We start from the raw sequence: 25,330 nt of genomic DNA on the forward strand, positions 1-25,330 counted from the left end.
CGAGAATGGCACAGCGCCATCGACGGCGCCTGTTCAAGCGCCGAAAGGAGGCCCCACATGGCCAAGAACCGCACTACCTTCCCCCTCGTGTATGCCTGCTCCGGCTGTTCCAGCGCGGCGCAGATGGCGAACCACATTGCGCTCGAATTGGACCGCCATGAAATGGCCGAGATGTCCTGCATCGCCGGCGTGGGCGGCGACGTGCCATCGCTGGTCAAATTGGCCAAGTCCGGGCGCCCGGTCGCCGCGATCGATGGCTGCCGGCTCGAATGCGTGCGCCACTGCCTGGCGCGGCACGGGATCACGCCGACCCTGCACTGGCAGCTTGGCGAGCATGGCGTGCGTAAGCGCTACCACGCACAGTTCGAGCAGGAACAGGCTGGCGTGCTCGCCGGCCGCGTGGCGCTCGAACTGCGCGAATTCGTGGCACGCCAGGAGAGCGACAACGAGGACGAGCGCGAGAACACGGATCGCAGGGATCGCGGTTTGCTTCAACCAGCCTGAGGTAAGAGTGACAAGCGCCAGCTTCGCTACCCCCCCAACAAGCTGAAACGGGTTCGAAGGCCGGCCGCCGGCGCCTACGCTGACAACATGCCGTCCTGGCAAACCGGGAACCCATCATCTTACTGACGTCAACAAAGGAATCATCATGCAACACGCTTTCCAACTCGCGACGCCGCTCGCGGTTGCCGACATCGAACGCCTCACCAGCGCGCTGAGCGCGGTGCCGGGCGTACGCGCGATCGAACTCGCCCCCGGCAGCCCCGAGGTCACGGTACGGTTCGACGCGGACGCCACCTCGCCGCGCGCGATCGACGACGCGGCGGCGCGCGCCGGCTACCAGGGCAGGCCGCGGGCCCCGTCCGGCTGCTGCGGCGGGTGCTGTGGTGGCTGAGGGCGGTCGCGGGCGCAGATGGCGCCATGCCTGGCTGGCCGCGGCGATGCTGGCGCCGATGGCGCTCACGCCGCCCATGCTGTACGTCCAGGAATGGACGGCGCGGGCCGGCTCCCACACGCTCGGGCTGATTGCCGCAGCCGCGGCCGGCGCCCTGATGGCGGGGGCGGTGGCCGTGTTCGACAGGATGCGCCGGCGCCGGCCGGCTCAGGCCGGATAGAGCTTTTCGGGCTTGTGCACGCCATAGCCCTGCGCGAAGTCTATGCCGATCCCGCGCAGCGCCTCCAGGGTCGGCGCATCCTCGACGAACTCGGCGATCGTCTGCAATCCCATCACCTGGCCGACGCGGTTGATCGCTTCGACCATCGCGTAGTTGACGCGGTCGGCCAGCAAGTCCTTGACGAATCTGCCGTCGATCTTGAGGAAATCGACCGGCAGGTGCCGCAGGTAGCCGAAGGAGGACATGCCGCTGCCGAAATCGTCGAGCGCGAACTGGCAGCCGAGCGCCTTCAGTTCATCGATCAGGCGCGTGGCCTGCTTCAGGTTGGCGATCGCCGCGGTCTCGGTAATCTCGAAACAGATGCGCGCAGGTGGCAGTTTGGAGCGAGCGAAGGCAGCGCGCGCAAAGGATAAGAAGCCCTCGTCGCAGAGCGTCGCACCTGACAGGTTCACCGCGTAGATGGTGTCGCTGCCGGACGCCAGCGCATGGAAGCGCTCCAGGACCGTGCCGACCACCCAGCGGTCGATCTCCGGCATCAGGCCGTAGCGCTCGGCGGCGGGAATAAACGCCATCGGCGAGACCAGACGACCTTCCTCGTCGCGCATCCGGATCAGGACTTCGACGTGGCGCGGCTGGCCTGGCTTCGGTTCGACCGGGACGATCTGCTGGCCGAACAGCACGAAGCGCGCTTCCTTGAGCGCCAGGTGCAGGCGGCTGATCCAGCCGACCTCGCCCTTGTGCCTTTCCACCTCCAGGTCGTCGCGCGCGCCGACGTGGATGCGGTTGCGGCCCTTGCCCTTGGCGACGTAGCAGGCCGAATCGGCCAGGCGCAAGGCGTCGTCGAGATCCATCGCACCCGCCGCCAGGTGGACGGCGCCGATGCTGACGCCGATCGGGAATAGCTTGCCGTCCCAGACGAAGTCGAATTCCCTGACGGTCTGGCGCAGGCGCTCGGCTACCGCCAGCGCCTCGCCGGGCACGCGCCGGTGCAGGAGCACGCCGAACTCGTCGCCGCCCAGCCGCGCCAGCGTGTCTTCGCGGCGCAGTGCTGTGCGCATGATGTGGGCCACCTGGCGCATCAGCTCGTCACCGGCGGCGTGCCCGCAGGTGTCGTTGACGATCTTGAACTGGTCGAGGTCGAGGTACATCAGCGTGTGTCCATCCTGCGCGCCTTCGCGCAGGGCCAGCGCCAGGCGGCGCTCGAATTCATGGCGGTTGATCAAGCCGGTCAGCGCGTCGTGGGTGGCCAGGTCGTGCAGCCTGGCTTCGTATTCGCGCGCGGCAGAGACGTCACGGAACACCACCAGCAGCCCCACGATCGTGCCGGCCTCGTCGTGCATGGGCGTGGCGACAAGGGTCACCGGGATCTGCGCGTTATCCTTGCGCAACACCCACTTGCCCTCGCGCGCCAGCGCGGCCAGTTCGCCGCAGGGCGCATCAGCGATGCTGAACGGCAGCCCGGTGTGCTCGTCGAAGGGGACGAACACCTCGCCCAGCGGCAGGCCGGCGCTGCGTGCGGCGGCATGCCCGCACAGGGTCGCGGCGGCCGGATTCATATAGCTCACCCGGCCGGCCACGTCGGTGGCGATCACGCCATCCCCGATAGCATTGAGCGTCACCCGCAGGCGCTCGCCCTGCGCATGCAGGGCCGCGTTGCTGTCGCTCAGACGGCCGTTCAGCTCGAGCAGCTGCTCGTGCGATTGCTCGGCATGCCTGCGCGCTTTTAGCAGCTCCTCCTCGTAGCGCGTGCGCTCGCTGGCATTGAAGACCGTGAACGCAGTAGCCACCACCTCGCCCGCCGCGTCGCGGCGCTGGGCGATGTTGACGAGCACCGGCAGGCGGCTGCCGTCGCGCGCGACCAGCTGCAGCGCGACTTCGCGCACAATGCCGCGGTTGCGCAGCATGACGCAGGCGTGGCCCTGGTAGAAGATGCGCCCGGCCGGGGTCAGGAAGTCCTCGAAGCGGCGCTGGCCGACCACGTCGGCACGCGCATGGCCGCTCCACGCCAGGAAGGTTTCATTGACTTCGCCGATCCGGCCGTCGCGCCCGGCAGTGACATAGCCGCACAGGGAGCCGAGGACGGCAGCGCGGTTGGCGCCGCCTGGCGCCAGCAGTTGGTCAGGCATACGGCGCCATCTCGAGGTAGGCGCGGACCGCCGCGATCGTTTCGGCCGGCGCGCTCATGTGCGGGCAATGTCCGGCCGCCGCCATCCGCCGCAGCGTGCTGCCAGCCATGTGCCTGCGCATATAGTCGCCGACCGCGAGTGGGGCGATGGCGTCGTCGCGGCACTGGAGAATCAGCGAAGGCCTGCGCAGCAGCCCCAGGTCCGCGCGGTGGTCGCTCAGGAAGGTGACGCGCGCAAACTGCCTGGCGACCGCGGGATCGAGCCGGCAGAGATTACCGGCCAGTTCCTCGGCGAGTTCGGTCCGGTCCGGCGCATTCATGATCACCGGCGCCATGGTCGCCGACCAATGGACGAAGTTGCTGTCCATGAGGTCGAGCAATTCGTCCAGGTCACGCTGCGCAAAACCGCCGGCATAGTCGCCGTCGTTCAGATAGCAGGGCGAGGGGCCGACCAACACCAGGCGCTCGAACACCTCCGGCGCGCGGATGGCCGCCAGCACGCCGATCATGGCGCTGACCGAATGGCCGACATAGACGATGCCGGACAGCGCCATCTCGGCACAGATCGCCAGCAGGTCGTCGGCATAGCCTTCCAATGTCGCGTGCCGGACCGGATCGTAGGCCGACAGGTCGGAAGCGCCCGCACCCACGTGGTCGAACGTCACGACGCGGTGGTCGGGCTCGAACGCGGGCGCGACCCAGCGCCACACGCTCTGGTCGCAGCCATAGCCATGCGCAAACACGATCGTCCGCTCACCAGCGCCGGCCACATGCACGTTGTTGCGGCGGCGGGCCGAGGCGCTGGCACCATGCTGGCCGTCGTTGTCCTTGTCCATCTTGTGCTCCACTCAGGCTGCGGTCCATGCGAGCGCCCGGCCGGCGCCGGCGACGCTGGCGAACTGCGGGCTGTTGGCCGCTTCGAGCGAGGAGTGATGGTCGGCGAGCCGGAACCGGCCGATGGTGCGGTTCAGCGATTGCGCCTGCTCCTGCAGGGACTGGGCTGCCCCCGCGGCCTGCTCCACCAGCGCCGCATTCTGCTGGGTGACGCTGTCCATCTGGCTGACCGCTTCGTTGACCTGCTCGATGCCGATGCGCTGCTCGTCGCTCGAGGCGGTGATCTCGGCCATCAGGGAGGTGACGTGCTGGACCCCGGTCAGCACCTGGCGCATGGTGTCGGCAGCGACGGCGGTCAGTTGGGTGCCGTCGGCGATCCTGCCGGTCGAATCCGTGATCAGCTGCTTGATTTCCCTGGCTGCCGCCGCCGAGCGCTGGGCCAGGTTGCGCACCTCGCTGGCGACCACGGCGAAGCCCCTGCCCTGCTCGCCAGCCCGCGCCGCCTCCACCGCGGCATTCAGCGCGAGGATATTGGTCTGGAACGCGATGCCATCGATGATGCCGGTTATATCAGCGATCCGGCGCGCCGACTCGCTGATGTCGCTCATGGTACTGGCCACGCGCGACACGGCGTCACTGCCCTCGGCCGTGACCCTTGCCGTCGACGAGGCGAGGTCGTTGGCCTGACGCGCGTGGGCGGCGTTCTGCTGGACCGTGCTGGTCAGCTGTTCCATCGATGCCGCGCTCTGCTGTAGCGAACTGGCTTGCATTTCGGTGCGCGCAGCAAGGTCGAAGTTGCCGCTTGCAATCTGGCCGGAGGCGGTGGCGATCGTTTCGCTGCCCTTGCGCACTTCGTCGACCATGACGCCAAGCTGGCGGTTCATGGTGTCGAGCGCACGCAGCAGATCGCCCAGTTCATCCTTCGAACTGGCCGCGATCTTTCCAGTCAGGTCGCCACTCGCCACGCGCTGGGCCAGCGTCACCGCCTGGCGCAGGGGATGCACGATGGAACGCGCCAGCACGACCGAGAACAGGGCCCCTGCCAGCAGCGCGCAAGCGCCGAGCGCCAGCATCAGGGTGCTGCCGGAGGCGATCTGATGTTGGACCCGGCGTCCCGCCTCGCCCGCGCGCTGCTTCTGCAAGGCGTTCAAGGCTTGTACGGCTTCCTGCAGGGCGTCCAGGCGCGGCATGGTGTCCTCCAGCACCAGGCGTTGGGCCTGCTCGCGCTGCCCGGCTTCGAGCAATGCGTTGACCCTGGTAAAGGAGTCGACATAGGCAGCGCGCTGGTCCACTACCTTGCGCAGCATCGCCTTGCCATTCTCACTCGTGACCAGGGGGTCGAGGGTCGCCAGCGCGGTGGCGATTTCCTGCTTGTTGGACGCGATTTTCTGGTGGATGGCGTCACGGTAGGCCTGATCAGGCGCCACGAACAGCTCCAGCGTGCGGCGCGCGTTGGCGCGGATCATGGTATCGATCGTAGCCGCCGCTTCCGCCTTGACCCAGTCCTCGTCAACCAGGGTGGCGGTCGAGTTGCCAACCGCCCGAAAGCCCTGCAGGCCGACGCCTACGACCAGGCCCAGCAACAACAGGACCAGTCCGAAGCCGGCGCCCAGGCGGGTGCGTATTTTCAAGTTCGAGAGTTTCACCATGATTCCTTCCCATTCGCAGTCACATTTTCCTATGAGGAACAAGTGTAGAGGTACGGCATCGGCAAGAAAATAGTTCGGAAGGACTAGGCCGGGTCATCCATCATGCCGACAGCCAGTGCCGGATGCGCGCCCTACAATGGCTGCCATTCACCCTGACTGGAGTACCGCATGTTGCGCGACCGATTCGGCCGTTCGATCGAATACCTTCGCCTGTCCGTGACCGACCGCTGCGACCTGCGTTGCACTTATTGCATGCCGACCGGTTTCAAGGACTTCGAGGAACCCGGCGACTGGCTCACTTTCGACGAAATCGAGCGCCTGCTGCGCGCTTTCGCCCGGCTGGGCACGCGGCGCGTGCGCCTGACCGGCGGGGAGCCCTTGCTGCGCCGGCACGTCACCAGCCTGGCGACGCGGATCGCCGCGATCGAGGGCATCGACGACCTGTCGATGTCGACCAACGCCACCCAGCTGCGCCGCCACGCGCAGGCGCTCCGGCTGGCCGGCGTCAAGCGCCTCAACGTCAGCCTGGACTCCCTGGACCAGGCCTGCATGCGCAGCATCACGGGCCGCGACAGCCACGCCCAGGTCATGGATGGCATCATGGCCGGCAAGGAAGCCGGTTTCGACCCCATCAAGATCAACATGGTCGCCATGCGCGGCGTGAACGACGGCGAGATCGACCGCATGGCGGAGTTCTGCATCAAGCACGGCTTCGTGCTGCGCCTGATCGAAGTCATGCCGATGGGCCAGACCGGGCGCAACAGCGCCTACCTGGATTTGCAGCCGGTCCGGGCGCGCCTGCAGCAGCGCTTCGATCTGGTGCCGCAGGCCCTCGAGCTGGGCGGCGGGCCCGCGCGCTACCTCGCCACCCGCGACGGCCGCAGCAATATCGGTTTCATCACCCCCCTGTCGCAGCATTTCTGCGCGACCTGCAACCGGGTGCGCCTGTCGGTCGACGGCACCCTCTACATGTGCCTGGGCCAGGAAGAGAAGTTCGAGTTCCGTCCCTTGCTGCGCGGCGGGGCCAGCGACGCGGAACTGGAGGCCGCGATCCGCGAGGCGATCGAGCTCAAGCCCCAGATGCACGAATTCAGCGCGCGCCCGGAAAAGATCATCCGCTTCATGTCGCAGACCGGAGGCTGAGATGCAGGACATCGAGAAGTTTATCCGCGGCTTTGCCCGCTTCCAGCAGCAGTATCTCAGCGAGCCGACCCTGCTGGATAGCCTGCGCCAAGGGCAGCATCCGGGCACGCTGGTGATCGGCTGCTGCGACTCGCGGGTCGACCCGGCCCTCTTGACCGGCTGCGATCCCGGCGAGATTTTTGTCGTCCGCAACATCGCTAACCTGGTCCCGCCGTGCACGCAGGATGCCCCGCCCGGTGTCAGCTCGGCCATCGAATTCGCGGTCTGCGGCCTGCAGGTGGCGCGCATCATCGTGTTGGGCCACGCCCGCTGCGGCGGCATCCGCGCGCTGATGTCGCAGGCCCGTGTCACGGAAGAGACCGATTTCGTGGCGCGCTGGATGCGCATCGCCGCACCGGTGCGCGAGGAGGTGCTGCGCGCGCTCCCGCACAAGCACGAGGAGGGCCGCTGCCGCGCCGCCGAGCTGGCCAGCATCCTGCATTCGCTGGACAACCTCATGAGCTACCCGTGGATCCGGCGCCGCGTCGAGGAAGACCAGCTGGCCCTGCACGGCTGGTACTTCGACATCGAGGCGGGCTCCCTGATGGCCTATTCGCCGCGCAAGCAGGAGTTCCTGAGCCTGGTGCAGCCGGTCGAGGCGGCCGCCGCATGAACGTCCTCCCGCCCGGCGCGCTGCCGGACCACCCGCCGATCCCGGGCCACCTGCGCCTGTCGACCCGCATCGCCGGCGCCCTGGTCGGCTTCCTGCTGCTGGCGCTCGCGGCGATCGGCGCCACGCTCTGGCTGTCCTGGCAACTCGAGGGCGCGGCCGCCGCGATCAACGAGACGGGCAGCCTGCGCAAGCAGGAATACCGGCTGGCGATGCTGCTCGGGCGCGCGGTGCACACCCCTGGCGCCGGCTTCGATGGCGCGGCGCGCGAACAGGTCGCCAGCATCGACCGCACCCTGGCGCTGGTGGCGAAGGGCGACCCGCAGCGCCCGCTCGGGCTGCCGCCGACCCGGGCCGTCCGCGCCGGCTTCGACGCGGTCGCGGCTGGCTGGAACGGCCGCATCCGCCCGCGCGCGCTGCAAGTCCTGCAGGCGCCGGGCGACGCGCGGGTAGCGCTGCTGCGCCGCTTCCTGGCCGAGGTCGACGCCTATGTCGGCGACATCGATGCCGTGGTGCGCCTCATCGAGCGCGACAACGAGGTGCGCACCTTCTGGCTGCGGTCCTCGCAACTGGCGCTGATGGCGCTCGCGATGGGCGGCACGGTCGCCCTCGTGTATCTCATGTTCAGCCTGATCGTGCGTCCGGTCGAGCGCCTGCACGCCGGCATGCGCAGCATGGCCGACACCGACCTGGGCGTGCGCCTCGAGGTCGACAGCGGCGACGAGTTCGGCCAACTGGCGGCGGGCTTCAACCGCATGGCCGACCGCCTCGAACGCCTGTACGGCAGCCTGGAAGACAAGGTGCGCGAGAAAACCGCCGCGCTGGAACTGCAGAACCGCGAGCTGGCCCTGCTCTACGACAGCGCCGCCTTCCTGCAGCGCCGGCAGACGCTGGAGCCGATGTGCGACGGTTTCATCGACCGCATCGTCGAGTATTTTCACGCCGACGCCGGTTCCGTGCGCCTGGTCGAGGCAGGCCAGGAAAAAGTCCACCTGGTCGTCCAGCGCGGCCTGTCGGACGCCATGGCTGAAGCCGAACGCTGCATGCCGCTGGGCGAATGCCTGTGCGGCGCAGCGGCGCGCGACCGGCAGCCAGTGGTCCACTGGCTGCGCACCCTGCCCTCGCAGGGCCAGTCCCGTTGTTCGCTGGAAGGCTACGCCACGGTGTCGGCCTTCCAGGTCTTCGCCCAGGACCAGCATCTTGGGGTGTTCAGTCTGCATTTCCGCGCCGAGCGCCAGTTCACGGAACAGGAACAGGCGCTGCTCGAGACCTTGGGCCGGCTGCTCGGCACCGCGATCGAGAACATGCGCCTGGGGGCGCGCGAGCGCGAGATGGCGATTTCCGAGGAGCGCAACATGGTGGCGCGCGGCCTGCATGACAGCATCGCCCAGGGCCTGAACTTCCTGAACCTGCAAGTGCAGATGCTCGAGGAATCGCTGCGCCAGGGCGCGCACCGGGAAGCGGCCGACATCGTCCCGCTGCTGCGCGCGGGCGTCAAGGAAAGCTACGAGGACGTGCGCGAGCTGCTGCAGAACTTCCGCAGCCGGCTCGAGGAAGACGATCTCAACAGCGCGCTACGGAAGGCGGTCCGCAAGTTCCGCGACCAGACCGGCGTGGACGCCAGCTTTGCCGCCGAGGGCGCGGGCGGACTGCCTTTCCCGCGCGAGGAACAGCTGCAGATCCTGTTCATCGTCCAGGAAGCCCTGTCTAACATCCGCAAGCACGCCCATGCGGGCGAGGTGCAGGTCCGCGTACGGGACGCTCAAGACTTTTCGCTATCGATCAGCGATAATGGCAGCGGCTTCGACGCCACCGCCGTGTCCGCGGCGGGTGACAGCCACGTCGGGCTGCACATCATGCGCGAGCGCGCACGGCACATCAAGGCCGACCTGGACATCGATTCCAGGCCCGGCCACGGCACCACCGTCTGCCTGCAGGTTCCGGGCGCGCACCGGCGGGCAGCCTGAAGGAGAACTGGAGTTTTGCATGGATGCACCAACCGAGCCGATCACCGTCCTGCTGGTCGATGACCACACGCTGTTCCGCAGCGGCGTCAAGTCGCTGTTGCAGCGCAATTCGCGCTTTACCGTCGTGGGCGAAGCCTCCGACGGCGTGGACGGCGTCAAGCGCGCCATCCAGCTGCGGCCGGACGTGATCCTGCTCGACCTGCACATGCCCGGCATGTCCGGCGTCGAAACCCTGCAGCTGATCTTGCAGGGCTGGCCCGAGGCCGCCATCATCATGCTGACCGTGTCCGAGGAAGCGGACGACCTCGCCACCGCGCTGCAGGCCGGCGCGCGCGGCTACCTGGTCAAGAACATCGACGCCGACTACCTGGTGCGCGCGATCGAGCGCGCGGCGGCCGGCGAATCGGTGCTGGCCGAATCGATGGCGACCAAGCTGGTGGCCCAGCTGCAAAAGCAACGCGAGCCCGCGGCCCCGGCGCCGCCCTCGGAACTGGACAAGCTCACGCCGCGCGAGCGCGAGATCCTGGCCTGCCTGGCGCGCGGCGAAAGCAACAAGCTGATCGCGCGCGTGCTCGACCTGGCGGAAAGCACGGTCAAGATCCACGTTCAGAACATCCTAAAGAAACTCGGCCTGACCAGCCGGGTCCAGGCCGCCGTATTCGCCGTTGAGCAGGGCCTGAACGGCGGTCCCGACCGCCAGTCCTGATTCAGGCCGCGGCGTCGCCGCGCAGCGCCTGCAGCGCGATCCTGGCCTCCTCGTAGGCGCGCTCCAGCGCATCCAGTTGCTCCTCGGCGCCATCGAAGGTCTGCCCCTTGCCCATCAGCTCCAGGTTCGTGCACGGCAGGCGCATCCGGTTGGCGCCAACGAAATCGATGCTCGAACGCAGGTAGTGGGCAGTCGACGCCAGCAGCTGCCCGTCATGCTCGCGCACCGCATGGGCCAGCCTGTTCAGCAGCTGCGGCACTTCCCCCACGAAAGAAGCGATCACCTCGTCCAGCAACGAGGCCTCGTCGTCGATCGCGCGCAGCTGCCCGATCCGGGCCGGATCGATCACCACGCCGTCCTGCCGTCGCGCTGCCACGTGCGCGACGGCCGCGGCCAGCGCCTTGCCCAGCACCTCCAGCTCGATCGGCTTGGGCACGTAGTCGTTCATGCCGGCGTCCAGGCAGCGTTCGCGGTCGCCGGGCATGGCGTTGGCGGTCATCGCGATGATGTAGGGCGCATTGGCGCCGCGAAAGCGCTGGCGCAGGCGCCGGGTGGCTTCCAGGCCATCCATTTCCGGCATCTGCATGTCCATCAGGATCACCTGGTAATCCTGGCGCTCGAGCGCCTCGAGCGCTTCGAGGCCATTGGCCACCACGTCGGCACGGTAGCCGAGGTGGCGCAGCAGCTGCTTGATGACCTTCTGGTTGATGGTGTTGTCTTCCGCAACCAGGATGTCGACCGCGGGTGCGCTTGCCGGCGCCCCCTGCGCCAGCGCCGGCTGCGGCCGCGCGGCGTGCCCGACGCGCTCGCCCAGAACCTGCTGCAGGGCTTCGAGCAGCGCCGCTGGCTTGATGGGCTTGTTCAGCCAGGCGGAGAAGGCGTTCATGCCCTCGCCGGCGTCGCGCTGGCGCTGGCCCACCGAGGTCAGCAGCACCAGCGGCAGGGCGCTGCGGTCGCGGTGCTTGCGCAGCGCGGCCGCCAGGCGGGCGCCATCCATGTCGGGCATCTGCATGTCGAGCACCGCCACGTCGAAGGGGTGGCCGTCGCGCACCAGGTCGATCGCCTCCACCGCCGAGGCCGCGGCGAGCGGTTCCATGCCCCATAGCAGGGCCTGCTTCATCAGGATGCGGCGGTTGGTGGCATTGTCGTCGACGATCAGGATGCGCCGCCCGCGCACGCTCGCCGCGCGCTCGCGCAGCACGTTCTCGGCCAGCTGTTCGTCGAAGGCTTCGGCGCGCACCGTCAGCGTAAACATCGAGCCGCGCCCCACCTCGCTCTGGACCGTGAGGCTGCCGCCCATCATCTCGGCCAGGCGCCGGCTGATCGTCAGGCCCAGCCCGGTGCCGCCGTACTTGCGCGTGGTCGAGGCGTCGACCTGGGTGAAGGAGCTGAACACGTCCTCGAGGCGGTGCGCCGGGATGCCGATGCCGGTGTCGCGCACCGCGAACGCCAGCTGGCAGGCGCCGTGCTCCAGCGGCGTGGACGAGACCGTCACCACGACCTCGCCATGGTGGGTGAACTTGATCGCGTTCGACAGCAGGTTGACCAGTACCTGGCGCAGCCGGGTAGCGTCGGCCAGGATCGTGGCCGGCACCCCGGGCTCGATCATGTAGGCCAGGTCGAGGTGCTTCTCGCCGGCGGCCGGGGCCAGCAGGTCGAGCGCCTCCTCGACGCAGCGCCGCACCTCGAAGGCATGGCGTTCGAGGTCGAGCCGGCCCACCTCCAGCTTGGAATAGTCGAGCAGGTCGTTGATGATCCCCAGCAAGGCCTCGCTGCTGGAGCGGATGGTTTCCGTGTAGTCGCGCTGTTCTTCGTCGATCGGCGTATGCAGCAGCAGGCTGGTCATGCCGATCACCGCGTTCAGCGGCGTGCGGATCTCGTGGCTCATGTTTGCCAGGAACATGCTCTTGGCCTGCATCGCCGCTTCGGCACGCTCCTTGGCCAGTTCGAGCTCGCGCTCGTACGCCCGGCGCTCCGAGATGTCCTGGAGGATGGCGGTCAGGATCACCCGTCCGTCGGAAGTCGACTTCGAGATCGTCGCCTCGGCCGGGAACTCGGTGCCGTCCTTGCGTACCGCGTGGATGGTGCCGCGCTCGCCCATGCGCCTGGCGGCGCGCTCACCGTTCTGGAAGCCCGCGACCCGCTCCGCGTGGCCGGGGCGGAAGCGTTCCGGCAGCAGGACCGCCAGGTCCTGGCCAACGATCTCGGCGGCGCGCCAGCCGAACACGCGTTCGGCGCCCTGGTTGAAAAAGATGATCTGCTGGGCTTCGTTGGTGCAGACGATGGCGTTTTCGGCGATGTCGACGATGTTGCTCAGCTGTTGCGGGCTCAGGGGGTGCGGCATGGGACGCGTTCCGGACGGACTTGGCATTGCCGACATCCTACACGCTCGGACCGGCCCGGGGGCGGACGGCTGCGCCTAGCCCGTTTTGCCTAGTCCGGCTAGTCCGTCCGGCGGCGGCCTCTAGCTCTCTTGCCCACTCGAAAATCCACCTCCGGCCAATAGTGGCGTACGCCCGCGGCCCGTACTCTTCCATACATCGAAAAGTGCGTTTCAAGGAGATGAACATGAGCACCGACAGGAGGCCGATCGCGGTCCTCGTCAGCAGTACCTTTGCCTTCACGATCTGTTTCGCGATCTGGATGATGTTCGCGGTCCTGGGCATTCCGATCAAGGCCAAGCTGGGCCTGAACGAAACCGAATTCGGCCTGCTGGTGGCGACCCCGGTGCTGTCCGGCGCCCTGGTGCGGGTGCCGCTGGGCATCTGGACCGACCGCTTCGGCGGCCGCATCGTCTTCTTCACCCTGATGATGGCCTGCGCGCTGCCGATCTGGCTGATCAGCTACGCCAGCGCCTACTGGCACTTCCTGGTGCTGGGCCTGTTCGTCGGCCTGGCCGGCGGTTCGTTCTCGGTCGGCACGCCGTATGTGGCGCGCTGGTTCGGCAAGGAGCGCCGCGGCTTCGCCATGGGCGTGTTTGGCGCCGGCAACTCAGGCTCGGCGCTGACCAAGTTCGCCGCGCCGGCCATCATCGTCGCCGCCGGCTGGCAGGGCCTGCCCAGGGTCTACGCCGTGGTAATGGTCGTCACCGCCCTGCTGTTCTGGTTCGGTTCCTATTCCGACCCCGCGCACAAGGCGCCGTCGGGTGAGAGCTTCGCCCAGCAGATGCGGGTGCTGAAGGATCCGCGCGTGTGGCGCTACTGCCAGTATTACTCGGTCGTGTTCGGCGGCTACGTCGCGCTGGCCCTGTGGATGACCAAGTATTACGTCGGCGAATACGGTTTCGACCTCAAGCTGGCCGCCCTGCTGGCCGCCTGCTTCTCGCTGCCGGGCGGCGTGCTGCGCGCTCTGGGCGGCTGGATCTCGGACAAGTACGGCGCCCACAAGGTCACCTGGGCCGTGATGTGGGTGTGCTGGGTCTGCTTCTTCATCCTGTCCTACCCGCAGACCACGATGAGCGTCAAGACCGTGACCGGCGCCATGGACCTGCATCTCGGCCTGGGACCGGTGGCCTTCACCGCCATCCTGTTCGTGGTCGGCGTGGCCATGGCGATCGGCAAGGCGTCCGTGTTCCGCTTCATCGCCGACGATTTCAGCGACAACATCGGCGCGGTCTCGGGCGTGGTCGGCCTGGCCGGCGGCCTGGGCGGCTTCATCCTGCCGATCCTGTTCGGCGCCATCGTCGACCTGACCGGCATCCGCTCGAGCTCCTTCATGCTGCTGTACGGCACCGTCTGCGTGTCGCTGGTCTGGATGCACTTCTCGTTCAAGCCCGGCCATGCGCAGCCGGCCGTGGCCCCGGCTGCGCCGAAGAATGCAAACAAGTCCCTGCGCAAGGCCGCCTGAGCCGAGCGGACAAACCTATATATCCCCAAACACTCACAAGGAGAATAGCGTGAGCAGATACCTCATTTCGACCTGGGAACCCGAGGTGCCCAGTTTCTGGCAAAGCCGCGGCAAGAGCACGGCCAACCGCAACCTCTGGATCTCGATCCCGGCTCTGATGCTGGCCTTCGCGATCTGGATGGTGTGGAGCGTGGTCGTCGTCAACCTGCCGGCCATCGGCTTCAAGTATAGTACCAACCAGCTGTTCTGGCTGGCCGCGGTGCCGGGCCTGTCCGGCGCCACCCTGCGCATCTTCTATTCCTTCATGGTGCCGATCTTCGGCGGGCGCAAGTGGACCGCGATCTCGACCGCCTCGCTGATGATCCCGGCGCTGGGGATCGGCTTCGCGGTGCAGGACCCGGCCACCAGCTACCCGACCATGCTGGTGCTGTCCCTGCTGTGTGGCTTCGGCGGCGGCAATTTCGCCTCCTCGATGTCGAACATCAGCTTCTTCTACCCGAAGGCCCAGAAGGGCTACGCCCTGGGCATGAACGCGGGCCTGGGCAACCTGGGCGTGTCGGCGGTGCAGTTCGTGGTGCCGCTGGTGATCACCGCCGCCGTGTTCGGCGGCGAGCCGCAGAGCTGGGCGAAGGTGGTACATGGGGCGGCGCAGACCAAGCAGGTCTGGCTGCAGAATGCCGGCTTCGTCTGGGTGCCCTTCATCCTGCTGTCCGCGGTGGCCGCCTGGTTCGGCATGAACGACCTGGCCTCGGCCAAGGCCTCGTTCGCGGAGCAGGCCGTGATCTTCAAGCGCAAGCACAACTGGCTGATGTGCTGGCTGTACATCGGCACCTTCGGTTCCTTCATCGGCTACTCGGCGGCCTTCCCGCTGCTCACCAGCACCCTGTTCCCGCAAGTGAACCCGCTGCAGTATGCCTTCGTCGGCCCCCTGGTCAGCGCGCTGGCGCGCGTGGCCGGCGGTTATATTGCCGACAAGCTGGGCGGCGCCCGCGTCACGGTCTGGACCTTCGCCGCCATGATCGCCGCCGTGCTGGGCGTGCTGCACTTCCTGCCCGATACGGCTGTCGGCAACCCGGGCAGCTTCATGGGCTTCTTCCTGATGTTCCTGGTGCTGTTCGCCTGCACCGGCGTCGGCAATGCCTCGACCTTCCGCATGATCCCGGTAATCTTCCTGACCCTGCACCAGCGCGCCAGCGCCGGCCAGCCGCAAGCCATCAAGGCGCAGGCCGTCGCCAGCGCCAACAAGGAGGCCGCCGCCGTGCTCGGCTTCACCTCGGCGATCGCCGCCTATGGCGCCTTCTTCATCCCGAAGGCCTATGGCACCTCGATCGCCCTGACCGGCAGCGCCAACGCCGCGCTGTGGTGCTTCATCGGCTTCTACGTGAGCTGCATCGCGGTGACCTGGTGGTGTTATGCGCGCAAGGGCGCCGACATGCCCTGCTGACCGGCGTACGCCCCGGCGACAGGCCGCTGCCCCGACCACGGGCAGCGGCCTTTTTGTTTTATCGGCCCGCCTCGCCCTAGTTCGAAAGGCGTAGGCGGCCTACTCCCTAATCCACCGCCGCACCGCCTTCCTGCGAATATCCAATGGCCGAGCTGCTCCTTAGACTGTTCACAGTTCATTGGAGGAATCATGAGTCATTTTCTGGACCGGCTGAAATTTTTCGGCAACGCCAAACAAACCTTTTCGAATGGCCACGGCGTTGTGGTCAACGAGGACCGTACCTGGGAAAAGGCCTACCGCCAGCGCTGGCAGCACGACAAGATCGTGCGCTCGACCCACGGCGTCAACTGCACCGGCTCGTGCAGCTGGAAGGTCTATGTCAAGAACGGCCTGATCACCTGGGAAACCCAGCAGACCGACTACCCCCGCACCCGTCCCGACCTGCCCAACCACGAGCCGCGCGGCTGCCCGCGCGGCGCCAGCTACTCCTGGTACGTGTATTCGGCGCAGCGCGTCAAGCACCCGATGGTGCGCGGCCGCCTGATGCAGCTGTGGCGCGAAGCGCGCGCCACCCGCGACCCGGTCGCCGCCTGGGAATACATCACCACCGATCCGCAACGCGCCGCCAGCTACAAGACCGTGCGCGGCCAGGGCGGCTTCGTGCGCGCCAAGTGGGACGAGGTCAACGAGATCATCGCCGCCGCCAACGCCTACACGATCGGCCAGTACGGCCCGGACCGCATCATCGGCTTCTCGCCGATCCCGGCCATGTCGATGGTTAGCTACGCCGCAGGCACCCGCTACCTGAGCCTGATCGGCGGCGTCGCCATGAGCTTCTACGACTGGTACTGCGATTTGCCGCCGGCCAGCCCGCAAGTCTGGGGCGAGCAGACTGACGTTCCGGAATCGGCCGACTGGTACAACTCGACCTATTTGATGGTCTGGGGCTCGAACGTGCCGATGACCCGCACCCCGGACGCCCACTTCTACACCGAAGTGCGCTACAAGGGCACCAAGACCGTGGCCGTGTCTTCCGACTTTGGCGAGATGGCCAAGTTCGGCGACATCTGGCTCGCCCCCAAGCAGGGCACCGACGCCGCGCTGGCGATGGCCATGGGCCACGTGATCATGAAGGAGTTCCACGCGACCGGCAAGTCCAGCTATTTCATCGAGTACGCCAAGCAGTACACCGACTTCCCGATGCTGGTCATGCTCAAGGAACGCGACGGCACCCTGGTGCCCGACTACTTCCTGCGCGCCTCGCACCTGGAACACAGCCTCGATGAGACCAACAACCCGGAATGGAAGACCCTGGTCATCGACCAGGCCAGCGGCCGGATCGTCGCCCCGAGCGGCTCAATCGGCTTCCGCTGGGGCGAGTCGGGCAAGTGGAACCTGGAACAGAAGGAAGGTTCCACACGTAATCCGATCGACCCGCAGCTCTCGCTGATCGAGGGCCACGACCAGATCGTGCCGGTCGGTTTCCCCTACTTCGGCGGCAAGGATGCCGACGACCTGCTGCTGCGTCACGTGCCGGTCAAGAAGATCGAACTGGCCGACGGCACGAGCGCGCTGGTCACCACAGTGTTCGACCTGTCGATGGCCAATTACGGCGTCGACCGCGGCATCTGCCCGAACGCGGCCAAGAGCTATGAAGACGACGTGCCCTACACCCCGCAATGGCAGGTCAAGCACACCGGCGTGAAAGCCGCCGACGTCATTACCGTGGCGCGCGAGTTCGCCGACAACGCCGACCGCACCCGCGGCAAGTCGATGGTCATCGTCGGCGCGGCGCTGAACCACTGGTACCACATGGACATGACCTACCGCGGCATCATCAACATGCTGATGATGTGCGGCTGCATCGGCCAGAGCGGCGGCGGCTGGGCCCACTACGTCGGCCAGGAAAAGCTGCGTCCGCAGACCGGCTGGACCCCGCTCGCCTTCGCGCAGGACTGGAACCGTCCGATGCGCCAGATGAACTCGACCTCCTTCTTCTACGCCCACACCAGCCAGTGGCGCCACGAGAAGCTGCACACCTCGGAAATCCTGTGCCCGACCGCGGACGGCCAGCTCGAGGAGATGGCCCTGATCGACTACAACGCCAAGGCCGAGCGCATGGGCTGGCTGCCGTCGGCGCCGCAATTGGAAACCAACCCGCTGGACGTGGTGCGCGCCGCCGAAGCGGCCGGCCAGGACCCGGCCAAGTACGCGGTCGAGCAGATCAAGTCCGGCAAGCTGAACTTCTCATGCGACGACCCGGACAATCCCGCCAACTTCCCGCGCAACATGTTTGTCTGGCGTTCGAACATCCTGGGCAGCTCGGGCAAGGGCCACGAATACTTCCTGAAGTACCTGCTGGGCACCCAGAACGCCCTGATGAGCGACGAGGACGATTGCGTGAAGCCGCGCGACGTCAAGGTGCGCCCGGCCGCCGAAGGCAAGCTCGACCTGCTGGTGGTGCTCGACTTCCGCATGTCGACCACCTGCCTGTACGGCGACATCGTGCTGCCGACCGCGACCTGGTACGAGAAGGACGACCTGAACACCTCGGACATGCACCCCTTCATCCACCCGCTGTCCGAAGCCGTGCAGCCGCTGTGGGAATCGAAGTCGGACTGGGAGATCTACAAGGGCATCGCGGCCAAGTTCTCGGAGATCGGCGGCGCCCACCTGGGTACCCGCAAGGACCTGGTCCTGACCCCGCTGCTGCACGACACCCCGGGCGAGCTGGGCCAACCCTTCGATCCGAAGGACTGGAAACTCGGCGAGTGCGAACCGGTGCCGGGCAAGACCATGCCGAGCATGACCGTGATCGAGCGCGACTACCGCCAGATCCACAAGAAGTTCACCTCGGTCGGTCCGCTGCTCGAGAAGGTCGGCAACGGCGGCAAGGGCATCGCGTGGAAGACCGGCCATGAAGTCGACGTCCTGCGCGGCATCAACCGCACCGTGCTGGAGGAAGGCGTGTCGCAGGGCCAGCCGCGCCTGGACACCGCGATCGACGCCGCCGAGATGATCCTGACGCTGGCGCCGGAAACCAACGGCCACGTGGCCGTGAAAGCCTGGGACGCGCTGTCGAAGATCACCGGCCGCGACCACACGCACCTGGCGCTCCCGCGCGAGCACGACAGCATCCGCTTCCGCGACGTGCAGGCCCAGCCGCGCAAGATCATCTCCTCGCCGACCTGGTCGGGCCTGGAGAGCGAAGAAGTCAGCTACAACGCCTGCTACACCAACGTGCACGAGCTGATTCCTTTCCGCACCCTGACCGGCCGCCAGCAGTTCTACCAGGATCACCTCTGGATGCGCGACTTCGGCGAAGGGCTGTGCGTGTACAAGGCCGCGATCAACACGAAGACGACCGAGGCGATTCAAAACCGCCGTCCGAACGGCAACAAGGAGCTGGCGCTGAACTTCATCACGCCGCACCAGAAGTGGGGCATCCACTCGACCTACTCGGACAACATGCGCATGCTGACGCTGTCGCGCGGCGGCCCCCACGTGTGGCTGTCGGAGACCGATGCGAAAGCGGCCGGCATCGAGGACAACGACTGGATCGAGGTCTTCAACGTGAACGGCACCCTGACCGCCCGCGCGGTGGTCAGCCAGCGCGTCCCGGAAGGCATGACGATCATGTACCACGCCCAGGAAAAGATCGTCAACGTGCCCGGCGCCGAGATGTCGAAGAAGCGCGGGGGCATCCACAACTCGGTGACCCGCGCGGTGACCAAGCCGACCCACATGATCGGCGGCTATGCCCAGCTGTCCTACGGCTTCAACTACTACGGCACCGTGGGTTCGAACCGCGACGAGTTCGTGGTGGTGCGCAAGATGCGCGACGTGAACTGGATGGAAGGCAAGCGCGACGAATCGCGTCCGAATAGCGACGAGATCACCCGCGGCCCGGCCCCGACGGCGCCGGCGAAACCGGCGCCGAAGAAGGATCGGGAAGAAGACCGCGAACCCGCGCTGGCACGGATGCCGGCACCGAAGGGCGCGTAAAAGCGGCGCTTGAAGCGTCAGGAATAACGAGGAATCGAAATGAAAATCAGAGCACAAATCGGCATGGTCCTGAACCTGGACAAGTGCATCGGCTGCCACACCTGCTCGGTGACCTGCAAGAATGTCTGGACCAGCCGCGATGGCGTCGAGTACGCCTGGTTCAACAACGTCGAGACCAAGCCCGGCATCGGCTACCCGAAGGAGTGGGAGAACCAGGACAAGTGGAACGGCGGCTGGAAACGCACGGCCTCCGGCAAGATCGAGCCGCGCCAGGGTTCGCGCCTGAAGATCCTGGCGAACATCTTCGCGAACCCGAACCTCCCTAGCATCGACGAGTACTACGAGCCCTTCACCTACGACTACGAGCGCCTGCAGAACGCGCCGCTGTCGGAGACGCCGCCGACCGCGCGTCCGGTCTCGGTCCTGACCGGCAAGAAGATGGACAAGATCGAGTGGGGCCCGAACTGGGAAGACGACCTGGGCGGCGAATTCGCCAAGCGCAGCAAGGACAAGCTGTTCGACAACGTGCAGAAGGAGATGTACGCGACCTTCGAGAACACCTTCATGATGTACCTGCCGCGCCTGTGCGAGCACTGCCTGAACCCGGCCTGCGTGGCGTCCTGCCCGTCCGGCTCGGTGTACAAGCGCGAAGACGACGGCATCGTGCTGATCGACCAGGACAAGTGCCGCGGCTGGCGCATGTGCATCTCCGGCTGCCCGTACAAGAAGATCTATTACAACTGGTCTTCCGGCAAGGCCGAGAAGTGCACCTTCTGCTACCCGCGCATCGAAGCAGGCCAGCCGACCGTGTGCTCGGAAACCTGCGTGGGCCGCATCCGCTACCTGGGCGTGCTGCTGTACGACGCCGACAAGATCGAGCAGGCCGCCTCGGTGGCCGACGAGCAGGACCTCTACGAAGCCCAGCTCGGCCTGTTCCTTGATCCGCACGACCCGGAAGTGGTCCGTGAAGCGCGCCGCCAGGGCATCCCGGACTCGTGGCTGGAATCGGCCAAGCGCTCGCCGGTGTACAAGATGGCGGTCGAATGGAAGATCGCCTTCCCGCTGCACCCGGAATACCGCACGCTGCCGATGGTGTGGTACATCCCGCCGCTGTCGCCGATCCAGGCCGCGGCCGAGTCGGGCAAGATGGGCATGAACGGCATCCTGCCGGACACCAAGAGCCTGCGCATCCCGGTACGCTACCTCGCCAACCTGCTCACCGCGGGCAAGGAGGCGCCGGTGGTGCATGCGCTGGACCGCATGCTGGCGATGCGCGCCTACATGCGTTCGAAATCGGTGGACGGCGCCGAGAACCTGGAGGTGCTGAAGCAGGTTGGCCTGAGCAAGGCCGTGGTCGAGGACATGTACCACATCATGGCGATCGCGAACTACGAAGACCGCTTCGTAATCCCGAGCAGCCACAAGGAAATGGCCGAGGACAGCTTCAACGACAAGGGGTCGTGCGGCTTTTCGTTCGGGAACGGTTGCTCGGACGGCGTCAGCGACGCTTCGCTGTTCGGCAAGAAAAAGCAGGGTTCGGTGCACTTCGTCTCGATGCCGAAGTCGCGCAAGAAAAAAGAAGTGGAAGGAGCCTGAGATGAAGCACTACCAGATCCTGTCGGCGCTGCTGACCTACCCGGAAGCCGAGCTGGTCGCCGCCCTGCCCGAGCTGGAAGCGGGCCTGCCGGTGCCGATGCGCGCCGGTGTCGCCTCGCTGCTGACCCACCTGGCCGAGAACGACCTGATCACGCTGCAGCAGGAGTACGTGCAGACCTTCGACCGCACGCCCTCGCATTCGCTGCACCTGTTCGAGCACATCCACGGCGAGTCGCGCGACCGCGGCCAGGCCATGGTCGACCTGATGGAAGAATACAAGAAGCACGGCCTGGAAATGTGCCCGGACGAGCTGCCGGACTTCGTGCCGCTGTTCCTCGAATTCCTGTCGCAGCTGGACCGCGAGGAAGCCGGCCGCCTGCTGGGCGACGCGGTCCACGTGCTGGCCCATATCGGCAGGAAGCTCGCCGCCAACGGCAGCGTCTACGCCGGCGTGTTCACGGTGCTGGAAGGTTTGTCGCCGGTGGCGGCCGAGGAACTCTCGGAGCCGCCGGTCAAGGACATGGACGAGGCGCTGGAAACCTTCGGGCCGGGCGCCGACGGCGTCGAGCCGCTGCTCAAGCCGGCGACCGGTGGCGCGCAGCCGATCAATTTTTATCCCCGTGGCACGCGCCCCCAGGCAGCCGCAGCGCACTAGGAGACTTATCATGAACTACCTGCACCAATTCCTCTTCGGGATCTATCCCTATATCGCCCTGGCGGTCTTCCTGCTCGGCAGCCTGATCCGCTTCGACCGCGAGCAGTACACCTGGCGCTCGGAATCGACCCAGGTCCTGCACCGCGGACACCTGCGCCTCGGCAGCATCCTGTTCCACATCGGGATCATCGGCTTGCTGGGCGGCCATGCCGTTGGCCTGCTGACCCCGGTCTGGGTCTGGGACACGCTGGGCGTCAGCCACGGCGCCAAGCAGCTCTTCGCGATGGCCGCCGGCGGCGTGATGGGCAGCCTGTGCCTGGCCGGCCTCCTGATCCTGCTGGCGCGCCGCTTCGCCAACGACCGCCTGTGCGCCGCCACGACCTTCAAGGACAAGATCGTGCTGCTGTGGATCCTCGGCACCCTGCTGCTCGGCCTGTGCTCGATCTTCGTGTCCGCCGGTCACCTGGACGGCCACATGATGGTCCTCTTGATGACCTGGGCCCAGCACATCGTCACCTTCCGCGGCGACGCCGCCAGCTTCATCATCGAGGCCCCGATCGTATTCAAACTGCACCTGTTCATGGGCATGTCGCTATTCGTGATCTTCCCCTTCACCCGCCTGGTGCACATCTGGAGCGGCTTCGGCGCCGTGACTTACCTGGGCCGCGCCTTCCAGCTGGTCCGCCCGCGCTGAGCGCTGCCAGGGACGACAAGGAGAACACCATGGGAATTTCAGTCAATGGCGTCGAGATCGACGACGCCCTGATCGAACAGGAACTGCCGCATCATCAGCAGGCCGCCAATCCGCTCAAGCAGTCGGTGCACGAAGTCGTGCTGCGCACCCTGCTGCTGCAGGAAGCGGCGCGGCTGGCGATCGGCGGCGAGGACGACGACGCGCGCATCGAGGCCTTGCTCGCCCGCGAAGTGCAGGTGCCGCAGGCGGACCTCGAAACCTGCCTGGCCTATTACAACAAGCATCCGCGCCAGTTCACGCGCGGCGAGATGGTCGAGGCGCGCCACATCCTGTTCCAGGTGACGCCGACCGTGCCGCTCGAACTGGTGCGCGACATGGCCGAAGAGATGCTGGCCGCGCTGCGGGCCGAGCCCGATCGCTTCGAAGAACTGGCGGCCCGGTATTCGAACTGCGCCTCAGGCGCGGTCGGCGGCAGCCTCGGCCAGCTCAGCCGGGGCGAATGCGTCCCCGAGTTCGACGAGGTGCTGTTCCGGCTCGGCGCCGGCGAAATGGCCGCGCGCCCGGTGGAGACGCGCTTCGGCCTGCACATCGTCCAGGTACTGCGCCGCATCGGGGGCGTCCTGCTGCCCTTCGAGGCGGTCAGGTCGCAGATCGCGGACTACCTGGCGACCGCCGCCTGGCAGCGTGGCCTGCACCAGTACCTGCAGCTGCTGGTCGGCCGCGCGCGCATCGAAGGAATTTCCCTCGAGGGCAGCGCGACGCCGCTGGTGCAATGAGCATGCGCCGCCACGACGCCATGCGGGACGCCGGGCCGCGTCCCTCGTCCGACGACCCGCTGCGGCTTCGTGCGAGAGGGAAAGCCGCGACCGGCGTGCTGGTCGACGTACTGCACCGCTTCCCCGCCTGGCGGTGCCTGGCGCCGGGTCCGCTGCCGCTGGGCGCCACCTCGCGGATCCTCGAGCGGGCGGTGGCGGATGCCCCGCTGGAACGGGAAATGCCAGGCGATGGCCGCGGCAGCGAACGGGTCGAGATCTATGTCGCCCTGGCGTCCGGGGTCTACCAGTACAGCCGGGTCTGCCGCCTGCTGTACGGCGTGTCGCGGCGCGATATCCGGTCCGAGCTGTCCTTGCTGGACGGGTTGCCGCCGGCCCCTTTGAATATCATCTATGTCGGGCACACCGGCCGCAGTGCCCACCTGCGCGAGCAGGACACGACCGCGCTGTCCGCCATCAATACCGCCACCTTGTGCGAACACGTCGACCGCATCTGCGTCACGGAAAAGTTGATCACGGTGGCAAGGGGATGGCTGGACCGGGTTGCGCTCGGCCAGAGCATCGGCCTGGGCGCGGACCAGCACCTGCTGCTGGTGCAATCGATCGGCTACCCGGCCGCGTCCTGAATCACAGGGTCGAGAAGAAGGACTCCGGCGCCGGACGCTGCCGCGGCGCCTTGGCCGGCGCGGCGCTGCCGAAACCGATGAAGCAGATCGCCCGCTCGTGCGCATCGAGGCGCAGCAGCCGGCGCATGGCCGGGCTATCCAGCGCGCCCCCGCTCGCCAGGCCGCTCGCAAAGCCCAGCGCCTGGGCCGCCAGCAGCATGTTCTGGATCGCGCAGCCCAGCGACACCAGCTTTTCCTCAGTGGCGATGGCGCCCGCATCAGGATCGTCGACGCAGACCGCCACCAGCAGGCAGGGCGCATGGAAGGCTTTCCGGTAGGCCGCGGCGCGATCCGCCTCGTCGCTGCCGGGCTCGCGCTGCGCGAGCGCCTCCACGAATACTTCGCCCAGGTCGGGGCGCCGGTGCGCCGGGATCCGTATGAAGCGCCAGGGGTGCACCTGGCCGTGATCCGGCGCCTGGGCGGCGGCCGCCAGCAGGCGGTGCAGACTTTCATCGTCCGGCCCCGGCGCGTCGAGCCGGCGCAAGCCGACATTCCGGCGTCCAGCCAACAACTCCCATATTCCGTCGTTCATTGTCGATCCTCAGGTGGTCGCCCCATTATAGGGCGGCCCTGCCGCCGGCACGCCTAGTACGGAATGACTAGTTTGGGTAGCTCCACATGCCGACAGCCGCGCCGGTGCTGGACCGATACAATCCTCCCTGTTGACCCTCACGCCGGTTTCCGGCTGCGCATCTTGGACTACCTCCTGCTGAAACAATTCCACATGGGCTGCGCGGCGTTCTCGGGCAGCTTTTTCCTGCTGCGGGGATGCTGGATGCTGGCCGGATCGGCGCAGCTGCAGCGGCCCTGGGTGAAACGCCTGCCGCATGTCGTCGACGCGCTGTTGCTCGCATCCGCGCTTGGCCTGGCCGGCTGGTCGCACCAGTACCCGGGCCCACATCCCTGGCTGACGGCGAAGGTGGTTGCGCTGGTGGCGTATATCGTGCTTGGCTCGATCGCCCTGAAGTACGGGCGCAGCCTCGGGATACGCGCCGCAGCCTTCGCGGCGGCCCTCGCCACGTTTGGCTACATCGTCAGCGTCGCCGTCACCAAGAACCCTTTGTTTTTCGGCTCTGGTGCAAACCTGCAGCTCAGCTAGAATGACGGCCTTTGCCTGACATGCGTAGTCACACGAGCACGAGCGACCTGTTCAAGGGCCGACACTTCGAACAAGAGATCATCATCCTTTGCGTGCGCTGGTACCTGCGTTATAAGCTGTCGTACCGAGACCTGGTCGAGATGATGGCTGAGCGAGGCCTGCCGATCGCTCACACGACAATCCTGCGTTGGGTTCAGCGGTACGCACCGGAGTTCGACAAACGCTGGAGCCGCTTCGCGGCTCTGGTGCAAATTATGGACAAAGGCACGCTAACCTACCGGCGCGCCGGCTGAGTTCACGCAGCCAGAACAGCTGCCCAGATTTCGGACAAAGTTTGCCCCTGAGTTCCCAGACCTCGTAGGTCG

At 66.9% G+C, this 25,330-nt stretch carries 21 protein-coding genes and 1 pseudogene; 17 read left to right on the forward strand and 5 right to left on the reverse strand.

Annotation, left to right across the window (positions count from 1 at the left end):
• Positions 1–57 precede the first annotated feature (57 nt).
• The 3 genes from ACI1V7_RS27320 to ACI1V7_RS27330 all read left to right on the forward strand — a co-directional run bounded on the left by ACI1V7_RS27320 (position 58) and on the right by ACI1V7_RS27330 (position 1,115).
• Positions 58–504, forward strand: a complete 447-nt coding sequence (locus ACI1V7_RS27320) for a putative zinc-binding protein (protein WP_404535654.1) — start codon at positions 58–60, stop codon at positions 502–504.
• 145 nt (positions 505–649) lie between these two features.
• Entirely contained in the window at positions 650–895 is a 246-nt protein-coding gene (locus ACI1V7_RS27325; protein WP_404535657.1) for a cation transporter, read from the forward strand.
• Positions 888–1,115 (forward strand): hypothetical protein, encoded by a 228-nt coding sequence (locus ACI1V7_RS27330; protein ID WP_404535660.1) that lies wholly within the window; start codon positions 888–890, stop codon positions 1,113–1,115. The genes ACI1V7_RS27325 and ACI1V7_RS27330 overlap by 8 nt, the downstream gene beginning before the upstream one ends.
• Here ACI1V7_RS27330 and ACI1V7_RS27335 read toward each other — a convergent pair.
• From ACI1V7_RS27335 to ACI1V7_RS27345, 3 genes are read right to left on the reverse strand one after another with little or no spacing between them, the layout of a single operon-like run.
• Positions 1,103–3,241, reverse strand: a complete 2,139-nt coding sequence (locus ACI1V7_RS27335; protein ID WP_404535663.1) for a bifunctional diguanylate cyclase/phosphodiesterase — start codon at positions 3,239–3,241, stop codon at positions 1,103–1,105. The two genes, ACI1V7_RS27330 and ACI1V7_RS27335, sit on opposite strands and share 13 nt — an antisense overlap.
• Positions 3,234–4,076 (reverse strand): alpha/beta fold hydrolase, encoded by an 843-nt coding sequence (locus ACI1V7_RS27340; protein WP_404535667.1) that lies wholly within the window; start codon positions 4,074–4,076, stop codon positions 3,234–3,236. Before ACI1V7_RS27340 ends, ACI1V7_RS27335 begins: the two co-directional genes overlap by 8 nt.
• A 12-nt stretch (positions 4,077–4,088) precedes the next feature.
• Positions 4,089–5,723: a methyl-accepting chemotaxis protein gene (locus ACI1V7_RS27345; protein ID WP_404535670.1), complete on the reverse strand. Its 1,635-nt coding sequence runs from the start codon at positions 5,721–5,723 to the stop codon at positions 4,089–4,091.
• A gap of 168 nt (positions 5,724–5,891) precedes the next feature.
• Here ACI1V7_RS27345 and moaA point away from each other — a divergent pair, with 168 nt between their 5' ends.
• Genes moaA through ACI1V7_RS27365 form a run of 4 tightly spaced genes read left to right on the forward strand, consistent with a single transcriptional unit; the run spans position 5,892 to position 10,188 of the window.
• On the forward strand, positions 5,892–6,866 hold the full coding sequence (moaA, locus tag ACI1V7_RS27350) for a GTP 3',8-cyclase MoaA (RefSeq protein ID WP_404535673.1): 975 nt from the start codon (positions 5,892–5,894) through the stop codon (positions 6,864–6,866).
• A gap of 1 nt (position 6,867) precedes the next feature.
• Complete coding sequence (locus ACI1V7_RS27355) at positions 6,868–7,518, forward strand: carbonic anhydrase (RefSeq protein WP_404535676.1); 651 nt, start codon at positions 6,868–6,870, stop codon at positions 7,516–7,518.
• The gene (locus ACI1V7_RS27360) at positions 7,515–9,482 is read left to right on the forward strand and encodes a type IV pili methyl-accepting chemotaxis transducer N-terminal domain-containing protein (protein ID WP_404535679.1); all 1,968 of its coding nucleotides are present in this window, start codon (positions 7,515–7,517) and stop codon (positions 9,480–9,482) included. The genes ACI1V7_RS27355 and ACI1V7_RS27360 overlap by 4 nt, the downstream gene beginning before the upstream one ends.
• Before the next feature lie 19 nt (positions 9,483–9,501).
• Entirely contained in the window at positions 9,502–10,188 is a 687-nt protein-coding gene (locus ACI1V7_RS27365; protein WP_404535682.1) for a response regulator, read from the forward strand.
• A 1-nt stretch (position 10,189) separates the two neighbouring features.
• Here ACI1V7_RS27365 and ACI1V7_RS27370 read toward each other — a convergent pair whose 3' ends face one another.
• A complete protein-coding gene (locus ACI1V7_RS27370) occupies positions 10,190–12,532 on the reverse strand; it encodes a response regulator (RefSeq protein ID WP_404535685.1) in 2,343 nt (780 codons plus the stop codon).
• Positions 12,533–12,756: 224 nt separating this feature from the next.
• Between ACI1V7_RS27370 and ACI1V7_RS27375 the strand changes: the two genes are divergently transcribed.
• The 8 genes from ACI1V7_RS27375 to ACI1V7_RS27410 all read left to right on the forward strand — a co-directional run bounded on the left by ACI1V7_RS27375 (position 12,757) and on the right by ACI1V7_RS27410 (position 23,827).
• Positions 12,757–14,034, forward strand: coding sequence for an MFS transporter (locus ACI1V7_RS27375; RefSeq protein ID WP_404535689.1), 1,278 nt, complete (start codon positions 12,757–12,759; stop codon positions 14,032–14,034).
• Positions 14,035–14,083: 49 nt separating this feature from the next.
• Complete coding sequence (locus ACI1V7_RS27380; RefSeq protein ID WP_404535692.1) at positions 14,084–15,478, forward strand: NarK family nitrate/nitrite MFS transporter; 1,395 nt, start codon at positions 14,084–14,086, stop codon at positions 15,476–15,478.
• A gap of 189 nt (positions 15,479–15,667) precedes the next feature.
• Positions 15,668–19,483, forward strand: coding sequence for a nitrate reductase subunit alpha (locus tag ACI1V7_RS27385; RefSeq protein WP_404535695.1), 3,816 nt, complete (start codon positions 15,668–15,670; stop codon positions 19,481–19,483).
• A 39-nt stretch (positions 19,484–19,522) separates the two neighbouring features.
• Complete coding sequence (gene narH, locus ACI1V7_RS27390) at positions 19,523–21,079, forward strand: nitrate reductase subunit beta (protein WP_404535698.1); 1,557 nt, start codon at positions 19,523–19,525, stop codon at positions 21,077–21,079.
• 1 nt (position 21,080) lies between these two features.
• On the forward strand, positions 21,081–21,734 hold the full coding sequence (narJ, locus tag ACI1V7_RS27395; protein WP_404535701.1) for a nitrate reductase molybdenum cofactor assembly chaperone: 654 nt from the start codon (positions 21,081–21,083) through the stop codon (positions 21,732–21,734).
• A 10-nt stretch (positions 21,735–21,744) separates the two neighbouring features.
• Entirely contained in the window at positions 21,745–22,428 is a 684-nt protein-coding gene (gene narI, locus ACI1V7_RS27400) for a respiratory nitrate reductase subunit gamma (protein ID WP_404535704.1), read from the forward strand.
• A 29-nt stretch (positions 22,429–22,457) separates the two neighbouring features.
• On the forward strand, positions 22,458–23,204 hold the full coding sequence (locus tag ACI1V7_RS27405; protein WP_404535707.1) for a peptidylprolyl isomerase: 747 nt from the start codon (positions 22,458–22,460) through the stop codon (positions 23,202–23,204).
• Positions 23,201–23,827, forward strand: a complete 627-nt coding sequence (locus tag ACI1V7_RS27410; RefSeq protein ID WP_404535710.1) for a hypothetical protein — start codon at positions 23,201–23,203, stop codon at positions 23,825–23,827. Before ACI1V7_RS27405 ends, ACI1V7_RS27410 begins: the two co-directional genes overlap by 4 nt.
• 1 nt (position 23,828) lies before the next feature.
• Here the strand turns inward: ACI1V7_RS27410 and ACI1V7_RS27415 are convergent, their stop codons facing one another.
• Positions 23,829–24,398 carry a nitroreductase family protein gene (locus tag ACI1V7_RS27415; RefSeq protein WP_404535713.1) on the reverse strand — a complete coding sequence of 190 codons (570 nt, stop codon included), beginning with the start codon at positions 24,396–24,398 and terminating at the stop codon, positions 23,829–23,831.
• Between the two features lie 162 nt (positions 24,399–24,560).
• Between ACI1V7_RS27415 and ACI1V7_RS27420 the strand changes: the two genes are divergently transcribed.
• Both ACI1V7_RS27420 and ACI1V7_RS27425 read left to right on the forward strand, forming a co-directional pair.
• Positions 24,561–24,965 (forward strand): SirB2 family protein, encoded by a 405-nt coding sequence (locus ACI1V7_RS27420; RefSeq protein WP_404535716.1) that lies wholly within the window; start codon positions 24,561–24,563, stop codon positions 24,963–24,965.
• A gap of 20 nt (positions 24,966–24,985) precedes the next feature.
• A pseudogene (locus ACI1V7_RS27425) lies at positions 24,986–25,198 on the forward strand (IS6 family transposase); the annotation flags it as partial.
• Between the last annotated feature and the right edge of the window lie 132 nt (positions 25,199–25,330).

The sequence above is a fragment of the Massilia paldalensis genome (assembly GCF_044901715.1).
GTDB classification, from domain to species: domain Bacteria; phylum Pseudomonadota; class Gammaproteobacteria; order Burkholderiales; family Burkholderiaceae_D; genus Telluria; species Telluria paldalensis.